Origin of the sequence: Pseudomonas sp. UM16, assembly GCF_050312595.1 — a bacterium.
Lineage (GTDB): Bacteria > Pseudomonadota > Gammaproteobacteria > Pseudomonadales > Pseudomonadaceae > Aquipseudomonas.
The window spans coordinates 63,508-76,605 of record NZ_JBNPJT010000021.1 but is presented as its reverse complement, the minus strand read 5'-3'; the positions used below and the strand labels follow the sequence as shown (position 1 = coordinate 76,605).

At 57.6% G+C, this 13,098-nt stretch carries 12 protein-coding genes; 6 read left to right on the top strand and 6 right to left on the bottom strand.

Features of this window, described 5'->3' with window-relative positions; all coding sequences use genetic code 11:
- The first annotated feature begins 165 nt into the window (after positions 1–165).
- The 4 genes from ACQRAX_RS22090 to ACQRAX_RS22075 all read left to right on the top strand — a co-directional run bounded on the left by ACQRAX_RS22090 (position 166) and on the right by ACQRAX_RS22075 (position 5,346).
- The gene (locus ACQRAX_RS22090; RefSeq protein ID WP_412041310.1) at positions 166–2,103 is read left to right on the top strand and encodes a flavin monoamine oxidase family protein; all 1,938 of its coding nucleotides are present in this window, start codon (positions 166–168) and stop codon (positions 2,101–2,103) included.
- A gap of 149 nt (positions 2,104–2,252) precedes the next feature.
- The gene (locus ACQRAX_RS22085; protein ID WP_412041311.1) at positions 2,253–3,149 is read left to right on the top strand and encodes a nitrilase family protein; all 897 of its coding nucleotides are present in this window, start codon (positions 2,253–2,255) and stop codon (positions 3,147–3,149) included.
- A gap of 11 nt (positions 3,150–3,160) precedes the next feature.
- On the top strand, positions 3,161–4,357 hold the full coding sequence (locus ACQRAX_RS22080) for a hypothetical protein (protein ID WP_412041312.1): 1,197 nt from the start codon (positions 3,161–3,163) through the stop codon (positions 4,355–4,357).
- A complete protein-coding gene (locus tag ACQRAX_RS22075; protein ID WP_412041313.1) occupies positions 4,354–5,346 on the top strand; it encodes an asparaginase in 993 nt (330 codons plus the stop codon). The genes ACQRAX_RS22080 and ACQRAX_RS22075 overlap by 4 nt, the downstream gene beginning before the upstream one ends.
- A 59-nt stretch (positions 5,347–5,405) precedes the next feature.
- Here ACQRAX_RS22075 and ACQRAX_RS22070 read toward each other — a convergent pair whose 3' ends face one another.
- From ACQRAX_RS22070 to ACQRAX_RS22050, 5 genes are all read right to left on the bottom strand, one after another.
- On the bottom strand, positions 5,406–5,702 hold the full coding sequence (locus tag ACQRAX_RS22070) for a hypothetical protein (protein ID WP_038608021.1): 297 nt from the start codon (positions 5,700–5,702) through the stop codon (positions 5,406–5,408).
- Between the two features lie 98 nt (positions 5,703–5,800).
- Entirely contained in the window at positions 5,801–7,555 is a 1,755-nt protein-coding gene (locus ACQRAX_RS22065; protein WP_412041314.1) for a SulP family inorganic anion transporter, read from the bottom strand.
- Positions 7,556–7,680: 125 nt separating this feature from the next.
- A complete protein-coding gene (locus ACQRAX_RS22060; protein ID WP_412041315.1) occupies positions 7,681–8,178 on the bottom strand; it encodes an RES family NAD+ phosphorylase in 498 nt (165 codons plus the stop codon).
- Positions 8,178–8,621 carry a type II RES/Xre toxin-antitoxin system antitoxin gene (gene parS, locus ACQRAX_RS22055; RefSeq protein ID WP_412041316.1) on the bottom strand — a complete coding sequence of 148 codons (444 nt, stop codon included), beginning with the start codon at positions 8,619–8,621 and terminating at the stop codon, positions 8,178–8,180. The genes ACQRAX_RS22060 and parS overlap by 1 nt, the downstream gene beginning before the upstream one ends.
- 268 nt (positions 8,622–8,889) lie before the next feature.
- On the bottom strand, positions 8,890–9,429 hold the full coding sequence (locus ACQRAX_RS22050; protein WP_412041317.1) for a BRO-N domain-containing protein: 540 nt from the start codon (positions 9,427–9,429) through the stop codon (positions 8,890–8,892).
- A 931-nt stretch (positions 9,430–10,360) separates the two neighbouring features.
- Between ACQRAX_RS22050 and ACQRAX_RS22045 the strand changes: the two genes are divergently transcribed.
- Together ACQRAX_RS22045 and ACQRAX_RS22040 are read left to right on the top strand one after the other, a co-directional pair.
- The gene (locus ACQRAX_RS22045) at positions 10,361–10,813 is read left to right on the top strand and encodes a hypothetical protein (protein ID WP_045187467.1); all 453 of its coding nucleotides are present in this window, start codon (positions 10,361–10,363) and stop codon (positions 10,811–10,813) included.
- A gap of 274 nt (positions 10,814–11,087) precedes the next feature.
- The gene (locus ACQRAX_RS22040) at positions 11,088–11,525 is read left to right on the top strand and encodes a bleomycin resistance protein (RefSeq protein ID WP_412041318.1); all 438 of its coding nucleotides are present in this window, start codon (positions 11,088–11,090) and stop codon (positions 11,523–11,525) included.
- Between the two features lie 212 nt (positions 11,526–11,737).
- Here the strand turns inward: ACQRAX_RS22040 and ACQRAX_RS22035 are convergent, their stop codons facing one another.
- Positions 11,738–12,985: a ribonucleotide-diphosphate reductase subunit beta gene (locus tag ACQRAX_RS22035; RefSeq protein ID WP_045187463.1), complete on the bottom strand. Its 1,248-nt coding sequence runs from the start codon at positions 12,983–12,985 to the stop codon at positions 11,738–11,740.
- Positions 12,986–13,098 lie beyond the last annotated feature (113 nt).

Genomic DNA, 13,098 nt, shown 5'->3' with positions numbered 1-13,098 from the left:
TGAGAGTAGGTCATCGTCAAGATTAAATTCCGAAACCCCTATCTGCATCTGCAGGTAGGGGTTTTGTCTTTTCCGGCCTACCCACTCCCACTAACTATGTAATGCCTCCAGGCATCTGCTTGTCGCCAAGCTCGACTCTCCAACATCTCCTGGAGATCTCGACCCATGACCATCGGCTCTACTTACAATCATCCCGCCAATGTAGCGGCCAACCTGGCAACCCCGTTAGGAAAATGGACCGCCCGTTTCCCCAATCCACCCGATCTGTGTTTTGACTACCGCAAGCTGCTTGAACAAACAGGCGGCATTGCCCAGGCCAGAGTCACTGATCACCGTATTTGCATTGTCGGCGCTGGTGTCACCGGTCTGACGGCTGCACGTGAGTTGCTGCGCTGTGGCTTCACTCAAATCACCTTGATTGAACAGTCTCAGCGTATTGGTGGGCGCCATCTGACTGTTGTAGACAATTCCCAACCATTAGCTGCGCCTTCGACGCCTTTTGAAATGGGGGCTATGCGTATGCCGTTCTTCAACCGAACAGGTGAAGCGCCCAAGGACGGTCGTTCGTTGATGGCTTATTACGCCGGGCTTTTCGACCTGCATATTTCTGACTTCCCTAACCCAGGGACTCCCAGGGTGACCTCAACCGGGGTCTACTTACAGGAAGGGGAGCTGCAGGGGCTCGGCGAGCCGACATTGCTGGTATGGACCAACCCTGATGGCATTACTCCACCCCCGACGGCGGCACTGCAGCAGGTCTATGACAAGTGGCACCACTTCGCTGCACGGATGACTGAACAGATTGCGGCAATCTATGGTTCCGAAGATTGGGAGGCTTTATGGGCTGCAATCGTAGAGCGCTATCAAGCGTTGTCGTTTCGCGATCTGGTCAGTCTTCCAGCGATCACCAACTGGGATAAAAGCCGGTCCGGTGATTTTGGCGGTCTTGGCATGAACCCAGAGGAGTCAGCAATTTTCTATGCCATTGGCATTGGCGATGGAAGTTGGGGCGCATTTTACGATGTGTGCTGCTTATACCCATTGCGTACTGCCATCTTCGGTTTCAGCAGCCACTTACAACTGGTTCATGGTCGGGTGGACGATAAGGGGAATCCACTCGAAGCACCTTACCAGGCGGCGGAGGCTGTCTATGACAGCAAAGGCTTGAAATTCGCTGCGCCTACCTATCTTGGCTTGGCAGCGTTGGATGAATGCCTGCTTTTCATGAGTATCGATGGCACTGGAAAGTCACTCTACAGTCACTGTCTCGACCGTCAGAACGGGTTGCTCACCGATAGTCCGGTTACTGGCTTGAGCAAACTGCCTGATGGAAAGATCCGTGTTCAGTACCAGTGGAATGCCAGTAATCCCCACTCAACAACCACCTTGAGTGAAGATTTCGACTCTGTGATCGTTACATTGCCGTCCTGGTTGCTCGAAACCAACGTTCGTCTGGAGCATTTCACTCCGGCGATGCTGCCGGCCAAGATCACCAATGCCTATAAGACAGCTCACTGGGAGACCAGCTGTAAGGTCTATGCGCCTCTGAAAAAGAGCTTTTTGAGTAAGCATCAGCGCATACCGCAAATTCTTGTTACCGACAGTTTCGTACATGATGTGTATACCTACCGGTACAACGACAGCTACGCCTATGACTGCATTCTGCTCAGTTATACCTGGGAGGACGACGCAACCAAACTGGCTTCTTTCGACGACGAGCAACTGGTCAAAAAATGCGTCAAAGAACTGGATCGGATCCTGCTGCGCTGCAGCAATATCCAACAGCCTATTTCCCCCTACATAGACACCTATAACGCCCGTGTTCAGCGCTGGATCACCGACAAAAATGCACTGGGCTGCGCCAAGCTCTACCGTGCAGGTACTTACTACGATGCTGTCAGCCTGATGAAATACAACCGCGACTTTAGTGAGCGCTCCGGTCTTTACCTGGCTGGTGAGTCGTTTTCGGTCGACGCTGGCTGGACGGAACCGAGTTTCAGAACGGCTGTGGATGCAGTGATTAATATCTGTCAGAAAACGGATGCAGTCTTCAATGGAGGCTTCTCCATGGATGACTATCCGCATTACCAAGTGAAGGCCTGAAATTGCGGCGGAAAGGGCAAATCGTATGATTGCCCTTTCCGCCGCTTAGGAGCTTTCCCGCGTTTGCTACAGAGTTGCCTGACTGTCTTATCTAACAGGGTGTCCGTTTAACTGGCGTCCCTCCAATAACGATAAGAAGGCCGCCATCCATGTCTGCAAACACTGCCCCTGTGAGCCCCGTCCGCGTCGCCGTTATCCAGTTCGACCCGCAAGTAGGTGTTGAACATTGCGACAACAATTTATGCCGAGGCCTGCAACTCGCCGAAAAAGCGGTCCGCGAAGGGGCCAACCTGATAGTCCTGCCAGAGCTGGCCAACACCGGCTACACCTTCAGTAGCCGTGCCGAAGCCTATGCTCATGCCGAAACCCTGGAAGGTGGTCCAAGCGTTAACACCTGGGCGACATTCGCGCGTGAACATCAGGTCTACCTGGTTGCCGGCTTTGCCGAGCGCGACGGTTTGAAACTGTACGACAGTGCCGTGTTGTTCGGCCCCGAGGGCTTGCTTGGCCACTACCGCAAAGCTCACCTGTGGAACCAGGAAAAGCTCTGGTTCACCCCTGGCGACCTGGGCTTTCCGGTATTCGAAACCCCAATAGGGCGCATCGGGCTGTTGATCTGTTGGGATATCTGGTTCCCCGAGGTGCCGCGTTTGTTGGCCCAGCAAGGCGCGGATATCATCTGCAGCCTGAACAACTGGGTGTGGACCCCACCACCGCTGTTCGATACCAGCGGCCGGTGCATGGCGTCCTACCTGACCATGACGGCTGCTCACGTCAACAACGTCCATATCGCCGCCGCCAATCGTATCGGCAGTGAGCGTGGCGGGCGCTTCCTAGGTTGTTCGCTGATCGCCGGAACCAATGGCTGGCCCATTGGTGAAGTGGCAGGCGCCGAGAACGAATGCATTCTTTACGCCGATCTTGACCTCACCAGCGCGCGCAGCGCACCGATCTGGAACAACCTCAATGACTTGCCGCGTGACCGGCGCACGGACCTGTACGGCTCGATGCTTGGCTATGACCTGCATCCAGCGTTACCGCGCTGAAGGAGGCTCGCATGGACAACTCACTCGAACACCCTCGTAACAGTTTCATCCCCTTGTTACTGATGTGCGTGGCGATCTCGGTGACTACCAGTGTGGGCATCGAATTGCTCAGTGGTCGCGCCGAGGCCTGGCTCGGTCTCTGGCCGGATTATGCGCACATGGTCGCTAATCTACAGGAGCCGTTGGCGCGGCTGCGCTGGATTGTCGGTGATATCAGTGAAGTGGCTTTTTACAAGCATGAGTTACCCGCGCTGGGGTTACTGGCAGGTGCAACGTTGGCCCATTGGGCCAACCGCAATGGTATGCGTTGGCAGGGCTTTCCCATTTGCTACGGCACGGGGTTGTGGCCGTGGCTGGTGATTAGCTCGTTGTTGGGCTTGCTGTTCAGCCATGCGCTGTGGGGCTGGACGCTGAGCAGCGGAACCTGGCAGCCAACCTTCGTTGCCTTTGTCTCGTTACCGGCGGCGATGGTGCTGTTGTTTGGCGCAGGCTGGAAGGTCGCCATCAACGGCGCGCTGCTGGGGGCACTGCTGGTGACCCCGGCCAGCCTGCTACTGGTCAACTACCTCTGTTATCCACTGACGTTGCCGGTAGTGATCGGCAATGTTGGCGGCATGGCAATCGCCAGTGTGCTGGCGTTCATCCTGTGTCGACACTTTCCGCAGCTGATCCGTTCTACACCTGCGGTCAAAGCACCGCAGGTTGTACCAGCAGCGAAAGCCGAGACTGACTACGGTGTGGTCTGGACGTTACGGCGGGTGTTGGCAGACTTCAGTGAGGCACCATTCTTTGGCAATGAACTGGCCAGCCTGGGCTTGATTCTGGGCGCGCTGTTAGCCTATTGGATTTCCCCGAGCGGTCCGGCCTATGGTTCGCATCTGCTGTTGGAGATGCTTACAGGGCAAGCGTTGGCGTCCTTCATCGGCGTGCTGTTCTGGCGCAATCAGTGGCGGCGTCTGGGCTGGTATCCCACCTACATTCCAATCGTCTCCGTGGTGCCTGCCGCCTCCCTCATGCTGGGCGGCAGCTGGCAGGTCATTGTCCTCAGCGCCACCCTGGGCGCGTTGATGGCGCCGCCGCTGGCCCATGCCATCAGTCGGCGACTGCCGAGCCATATGCATGGATACATCGGCAATGTCCTGTCCATGGCCATCTGTACCTTGGTCATCATCCCCTTTGTCCGCCTGGTCACTGGAGTCACACCATGAGCGAAGTCTTGCAGCTCCCGCTGATTGCGATTGGCGCCTTGGGTGGGACCGTTAGCATGCAGGTCAATGCACCTGGCGAGGGAGTGACGCCGAGTTTGAGTAGCGAAGCCCTGCTGGCAAGCCTGCCGCAGTTAGAAGACCTTGCCCGTATAACAGCCCAAACCTTGCATCTTTTACCTAGTGCATCGTTAACCTTCATTCAATTGATTGATGTCCTGCAGTGGGCCAAGGCCCAGGCGGAGCAAGGTGTGCAGGGTATCGTGCTGACCCAGGGAACCGACACGCTTGAAGAGGTGGCCTACTTTCTCGACCTGCTCTGGCCGTACCAGACACCGTTGATTCTCACCGGAGCCATGCGTTCGCCCAACCAGGCCGGCGCCGACGGCCCGGCGAATCTACTGGCTGCGGTTCAGGTTGCGTTGGCAGATGAGAGCCAGGGACGGGGCGCGTTAGTGGTGATCAACGACCAGATTCATGCTGCTGAACATGTACGTAAAGCCGATAGCCTGGCAATGGCAGCCTTCAGTTCTACGCATTTCGGGCCGGAAGGTTTGCTGGTAGAAGGGCGGGTGCGCTATTTGAAAGCGCCGAAGCCGCGTTGCTCACTGCCTGTGCCGAAGCGTCTGGATCATCGCGTAGCATTGCTCGAAGCCGGCCTTGCGGCGGATACCTTGCTATTGGAAGAAGTGGCAGGATTGGGCTACGAAGGTCTGGTCATCGCCGGCTTCGGTGCCGGGCACGTCTCGCAGGAATGGGCGCGCTGCGTAGGCCAAATCAGCCACTGGATGCCGGTCATCATGGCTTCTCGTACGGGCGCCGGCGCTACAGCGCTGCGCTCATATGGGTTTATCGGTGGCGAGATGGACTTGCAACGCAAAGGGGCGCTAATGGCGGGGTTTCTCTGTCCACGCAAATGCCGGGTGCTGTTATGGGTGTTGATCGGTTGTGGCATGGAGGGCGAGCTGGGTCGTTGGCTGGCGGCGCGATAAAGCGCGAGCTGTAACCGGGATGAATCACGCGGGAGCCTAGCCCAAGCTCCCGCGCAGGTTTACACGAAAGCCTGTGGCGCTACACCGCGAGGCAAACGGCAGCGATCGGGCAGGGCGGCTAGGCGTACACGCCAGTTGGCCTTGAAGCAGAACGGTGCTGCCTTCACCTGACTGGCCTGGCGCTGCTTGCGCAGTTCTGCCAACGATGGAGTGGCCTTCTTGACCGGGACGGCATCAGCCTTGTCCAGCGAGCGCTGGCACGACTTGCAATCGACCTTGTCGGCTTCAGAAGTGCTGCTGAGGTTATTGCCATTGCGACCGCAAGCGACTGCGTCGCTGCTGATTGAGTAGTGCATTACCAAAACTGTACATCTCCACACATATGAACAAAAGCGCGGGTATTTTCGCATAGGTTGGCACCGGATGCGGCGCTAACCTGCATTCTCGGTCGCCGCTAAGGTGTCCAGTCGACGCCGTGTTCCTCCAGATAGGCATCCACGGCAGCGCCAACCGTTGGCTGGAAAATATCACGGCCAATGTGGTCCAGCACTTCCAGGCGCTTAAGCTTGTCCTTCACCGGGTCTTTCATTTCGGCAAAGCGCAGCTCGATGTTAGCTGCGCGCAGTGACTGTTCCAGTTCCACCAGCATGTCCGCCGACGTCACGTCCACACTGGTAACCGGCTCTGCAGCCACCACAACCCGGCGCACCTCGGTCGTAGATCTGGCGATGGCCTCCAGCACACACTTCTGGAAAAGCTCGGCATTGGCGAAGAACAGCGGTGCATCCCAGCGGAACAGCACCAGCCCAGGCACCAGACGCGCCCTGGGGTAGCGGGAAATATCGTGATAGCCACGGACCCCGTCCACACGGCCGAGCACCGTGTAATGCGGACGCCAGCCATCCCAGAGAAACTCGATCACGGCGATGACAACCGCCAGACCAATGCCAGGGACCGCACCGAGCACAACCACCCCGACAAAGCAGGTTATTGACAGCCAGCACTCCCAACGCTGGATACGGTAGATCCGCTTCAGGTCCTTGATCTCGAACAGGCCAATGGCGGCCGCGATCACCACGGCGGCAAGCGCGCTGTTGGGCAGGTGCTGTAACAGCTTGGGCGCGAACAGCAGCAACGACGCTACCCCTAATGCAGCGAACACGCCGGTGAGCTGCGTGCGCGAGCCGGCCGCCTCGGCGACGGGTGTGCGAGAAGAGCTGCTACTGACCGGAAAGCCCTGGAACAGTCCCGTCGCCAGATTGGCGACCCCCAGACCGACCATTTCCTGGTTCGGGTCGACAGGGCTACGGGTCTTGGCCGCATAGGTGCGCGACAGCACGCTGGTATCGGCGAAGGACACCAGCGCAGCAGCGAAGCCACCAATCAGCACCGTGATCAGGTCTTCGGCCCGCAGCCAGGGCACCACGAAACCGGGAAGCCCTTGCGGCATAGGGCCCAGCACCTTGACCCCATGACTGGCGTCGAGGCCAAGACTGCCCACCACCAGAGTCGCTGCGACCACACCAATGAGGATGCCTGGCACGCGCTTGAAGCGCTCGAGCACCAGGATCAGGGCCAGGGTTCCGGCCCCGATGATGAATCCAGCCCAATTGGCTTGCCCTGCCAGCAGGGCCTGAGCGAGGTTCAGCACTTCACGCAGGGGGCCGCTGCTCTCTACCGAGATATCGAACAACTTTGGCGTCTGGCTGATCAGTACCGTGAAGGCGATACCGTTCATGTAACCGTAGCGAATGGGTTTGGATAGCAGCTCAGTGATGAAGCCCAGACGCAGCAAGCCGGCACCAATACACACCAGCCCGCACACCAGCGCCATGGCGCTGGCCAAGGCAATGGCGCGCATGGGGTCGCCGCCAGACAAGGGCAGCACCACGGCAAGAATGATTGCCGCCAGCGCCGAGTCGGGCCCGAGTACCAGAATCCGGCTGGGCCCGAACAAGGCGTAGACCAGCAGCGGTACGATGCTCGCGTACAGCCCGTATATACCTGGCACGCCCGAGGCCTCGGCATAGGCGATACCCACCGGTACCAGCATGGTGGTCAGCACCAGGCCTGCGAGCAGGTCTTTCGGCAGATCGCCCATTTGGTACGAGCGCAGCACCTGCAGCCCGGGCAACCAGCGTCGCCAGCTGCTTTGAGTAGTGGTGGGGCGCGTAAGAGTAGTGGGCGGGGTGGCTGGCCTTTCGTTCATGCAGGGCTTTCCGATAGCGTCGATAGGGCTCCTTGGCCGGAGCTTTTTAAGGATGGCTCACTATCGTGGTTGCGCCGAAAAACTTGGCTGCTGCAGATCAACTGCAACCGAATCACCTGCCTCGCTTACTGCAGAGGGGGATTCAGCCGTCCATCCAGTGCGAACGGCTCCTGCAGAACAACCTCGTAGAGGCCTGGAGCCAGCTGTGGGTTCATCAACAGATTCCAGCTATAGGGCGACACACAGGAAGGAATCAGCACGAAGGGGTGCTGTTCCAGCAGCCTGGCACCAAAGGCTTGCTGGCTGCGGCTGGGCGTTCCCGGCCTCAGCCAGTTCAGGTTGGGAACATCCTTTCGCTCGACTTTGTACACCCTGGAAGTGTCCATCACCCGTGCCGCCGTCAGCGTATGCGCAACGCAGTCGAGTGTCTGGAAGCCTTTATGCACCGCCACTTCAAGAATCGCCGTAGCAGCATCAAGGCTGGCATAGACCACCTGAAACCCCTTGGGATTCCAGCGCCCGCCACACGCCTCTGCGCCAATGCCGCTGTTCCACGAAGGCGCATGCCTGGCATGATCGAGACGCCAGAAATGCAGGTCATGGGCCAGAGGGTCCGTCACCATCAGTAGACCCCGTAGTCCAGTCGATTCAAGAAGTCGGTGACCAGCTCATAGCCGACCGGATTGGACAGCAGGTCGATGGGCGACTCGCCGTCCAGCCCGAGGGCTGGCCGAGTCATCCACTCTTCGGCAAGCGCGCGGGTTCCGAACACCTCCTGCGCTTTTTCCAGTACCTCGGCGTAATACAGCGCCCTGGCACTTTGTTCAGGGCTCAGGGCTTCATCTTTATTCTTCATCCGGCGGGCGAGGGTACGTTCCGACAGGCCGACGATCTTCGCCAGCACGTTGTGGCGCTTGAAGGTTTCAACGGACTCGACCAGCAGGATGACGGAGCTGAGCGGAAATCCGCTCTGTGTGGCCTTGAACACCTCCATACGGTCGTCGGTGTCGGTGTTGGGCAGCAGCAGATCGATAATCGGCATACCGGTAGAGGTCGGCACTGACACACGGGCAGTACCGTAGCTTCTTTTCGCGGGAGATTCGTCCAACCGATGGGCCGCGGCTTTAGTGCGCGTAGTGATCACGGATCCGGCATCGCTAGCTTTCGCTGTGCCAGGCTTTTTCGGCGATTTCCTGGCGTCTGTGTTTTCCGCAGTAGCAGACATGATCGGCGCTCCACTCTAGACAGATGGCATTGAGTGTACTGCCAGTTGGCAGGGTCGTGAGAAAAGATTTGCGTCATTGTGTGGCCGAAACTGCTGAGGGGGCACCCACTCAATCGCCCAGCCCATGCAGCCGCAACGCCCGCTGCGCACACTCCCGCCAACTCAGCTTGCGCTTCACTGGCGACACCCTAGGCGCTTCCGCCGCCATCACCGCGGGCATATCCCGCAAGCGCACCCACGGCTCACTCTGCCAGTACAACAGGCTGGCCGTATGCCCACCTGGCCAGCACATCCGCCCCAGCCGTGGCAGATCCGCCATCTCCGACTCCCGACCATCACGCAACACCGCCACCACTTCATGGGTCAGCCAGTGCCGCAGATGGCGGTTTTCCGGAATGTGATGGTGGGCGAGCAGGGTATAGGCCCCGGACTCGCTGACCATGGTGGTCGCCTGGTATTGGCCGTATCGAAGCAGTTGCACGCTGCGATGCTGGTCTGGATCGAGCTTGCGGATGCAGTGTCCGTCGTAGAAACGGCCTGTCAGTCGGCCGAGTTCGTGGGCACAGAACCAGGCCTGGGATTCGAGCCAGAGGGCGTGGAGAGGGCGGTTGTGGCGCGAGAAAAGTATCGGTTCGTAGAGGCCAGTCATGGCTGACCTCCGATGGAGCGGTGAACAATGATCAGGCGAGCCGCGTCTGCGAAAGGCCTGCGAGCGGGGGCGTCGGTAGGCATTTCCATTACCTCTGTGCGATATCAGCTTCTGAGGGCTGGGTGTCGGGAGCTAAGAAACCCCGTACAGAGGGCCGGACGTATTTCCCTTTCAGGTCTTGTATTAGCCCACTCCCGACATAACAGAGTGATTTTTGCGCGCAGCAGTAAACCACAGGCACAAAAATGCCGCATCTGTCGGGAGCGGGCTAGCCGCTGTACGGGCGTTTCTTAGGCGCCAAACAGTACGGTAAGGGGGTTAGAAAGCCGGGTCAATTGTTGTGGTGTAGGCCATTTCTGAATTTGAGAGATGCTAAGTTGCGACCAACGCTGATTTCCCTTGTCGATGAGTCTGAATGTGCCGGCCTACAATATGAAGCGGGTTATGAAACTCATCGGTACAGCAGGCTTGCTGAAGGCGATGGCGGCGTAACGCCTCGGTTTTTCTCTGCTCCAGAAGGCGCTAAACCGCTCCATAGCCGCTTTGGAACGTCAGTGGTGCTGATCGCGACAAACGCTTGGGCAATCGCATCGCTGAGGAACGCTTGGTTGACGCATTCAAGATACGAAAGCGTTTTTACACTCTCTGGGCCAGAAGTGGCCAGTCCAGAGCGACTGCTTTCGGCCAATAGGTGCCTTTAGCCCTTATCCGTGCATGCGCCGCCCGCTGCCTGATGTCCCCCCTGCAGAGCGTGATAATAATCAGCGTTGATGGAGACGGTCGCGGCGCACATTCCGCCAATGCATCGCGGATAAATCCGCTCCTGCAACAGCGACTGCGACTGCCGATCAGACAGAGCAGCTGTCTTGCGACTAACTTTACCTCGAACACTAAAGTCTCCGTCCACAACTCAACCAGGTAAAGGTTCGTTATGACTAAAAAAATAGATCTGACGATCACCCACGATTACCTCAATCCGTTTGCCTCGCCGGACAACCCCAAGCTAAGCCCCGAGCTGGTGGACTACCTGTCAGATAGCGCCTGGTACCACCCCGAGCTGAGCCTGCAGATTCGCTGCCCGGAAGATGAGCGAGAACGCCTTCAGCAAGCCATCAGCAACACCTTTGCGGAAAAGAGCGAGCAACTCAGAGGGGATATTCGCACCCAACGGCTGTTAGCGCTGACACTCTTGGGCTTGGCACTAGCCTTGGTGCTGGCAGGCACGGCGCTGGGCATTGAAGGCACCATCCCCGTGGGAGTCGTTACCGTCACCGCGTGGATGCTGCTCTGGCGCAGCGGAGAGATATTTTTTCTGGATATCCGCAGCATGAATCGGCAGCTGCGTAAGTACCAGCGCATCGCCAGTGCATCAAAGCAGTTTTGATTGAGGTTGATCGTTCTCACGCTACGCGTGGGAGTCATGCCTGAGTTCAGGTGAGCTGAAAATCCGAATTTTCGACAGAATCGACCCATTGTTGCCCTTCATGAAGGGCAGCAATGGGTCGGAAGGTGCCGGTCATGGATGACCACTATCGACCCAAAACGGTCGGTCGCGGAATTGCGACCAAAAGTAGATATCGTGGTACAAACAGTGCGGAGCAGAGATGGGCAGCCATCCCACTGCTTGAGGGGTGTTATCAACGACAAGGAGTCCATTTATGAAGATGAACACGTTAGTTCCAGAGATGATTGTCTCTGACTTAAAACGAAGCTTAGATTTTTACTGCCTGATTCTGGGCTTCCAAATTGAATACGAAAGGCCTGAAGACAGATTCACTTTCCTGTCCTTTCAAGGGAGTCAATTGATGCTGGAGCAGGATGACTTGGAAGAGTCTCCATGGCGTGTTGGCCCTCTATTATCACCCTTTGGCCGAGGGATGAATCTTTCGATTCAGTGCTCTGATACCAAAGCTTTGGCTAGGGCCATCGAAGACGCTGGTATTGAATTGCGCAGACCCATTGAAGAGTGCTGGTACCGAGATAAAGAGCGCCTGCACGGAGAGCTTAATTTTTTGGTGCTTGATCCAGATGGCTATCTGTTGCGGTTCACTCAGAGCTTAGGTTTCAGAGCAGTCGAGCATCAAGCGATAGCCTGAACAAGTGATGTTGCATAGCGCGACTCTGAGCATTTCAACGACCGCTTCTGGCCGATTGCTGCCCTCCGTGAAGGCTATTCCGGGTTGATAGCTGCCGATAGACCAGAAACGGAAGAAGTCTTTCGCCACCCCAAGCACCTGATTTCCAAATCCAACACCCACAAAAAAGGCCGCCTTGCGGCAGCCTTTTTACTTAGAACCCGAGCGGAAAATCAATCCCAGCTCAACGCCCCACCTGTCTGATACTCAATAACCCGAGTCTCAAAGAAGTTCTTCTCTTTCTTCAAGTCCATGATCTCGCTCATCCATGGGAACGGGTTAGTGGTACCTGGGTACTCTTCCTTCAAACCGATCTGCGACAGGCGACGGTTGGCGATGAACTTGAGGTAGTCCTCCATCATCGCGGCGTTCATGCCCAGAACGCCGCGCGGCATGGTGTCGCGTGCGTATTCGATTTCCAGCTGGGTGCCCTGCAGGATCATCTGCGAGGCTTCTTCCTTCATTTCGGCGTCCCACAGGTGCGGATTTTCGATCTTGATCTGGTTGATCACGTCGATACCGAAGTTCAGGTGCATGGACTCGTCACGCAGGATGTACTGGAACTGCTCGGCAACGCCAGTCATCTTGTTGCGGCGACCCATGGACAGGATCTGGGTGAAGCCGCAGTAGAAGAAGATGCCTTCCAGAACGCAGTAGTAGGCGATCAGGTTGCGCAGCAGCTCTTTGTCGGTCTCGACGGTGCCGGTGTTGAATTCCGGATCGGAGATCGCGCGGGTGTAGCTCAGGCCCCAAGCGGCTTTTTTCGCGACCGATGGGATCTCGTGGTACATGTTGAAGATCTCGCCTTCATCCATGCCCAGCGATTCGATGCAGTACTGGTAGGCGTGGGTGTGGATCGCCTCTTCGAAGGCCTGGCGCAGGATGTACTGACGGCATTCCGGGTTGGTGATCAGGCGGTACACGGCCAGGGCCAGGTTGTTGGCAACCAGGGAGTCGGCAGTGGAGAAGAAGCCCAGGTTACGCATGACGATGCGACGCTCGTCATCGGTCAGGCCTTCCGGGTTCTTCCACAGGGCGATGTCCGCGGTCATGTTGACCTCTTGCGGCATCCAGTGGTTGGCGCAACCGTCCAGGTACTTCTGCCAGGCCCAGTCATACTTGAATGGCACCAGCTGGTTGAGGTCGGCGCGGCAGTTGATCATGCGCTTTTCGTCAACCGCAACACGGGCAGCAGAGCCTTCCAGCTCAGCCAGGCCTTCGGCGATGTCGAGTTGGTCCAGGGCAGCCTTGGCACGCTTGACCGCTTCCGAGTCATCGGCGGTTACAGCGCGGGCTTCCAGGGCGGCAACACCGCCAGCGTTATCAAGCTTGTCGATGCCAGCGGCAGCGGCTTGAGTGGCGGTAGCGCCTTTGGCAGCTTCTTCGCCTTCGTCTTTGTCGAATTCGTCCCAGCTCAGCATGGTGGGTCTCCTGCTTGAGGGCCATATTCAGTATGGCCGGTGGATCTTGGGTTGCGGTGCTTGCGGTTAGGTACTGCTGTGCACGCAAAAACTTGGAATGCTTCCGGGAGCGG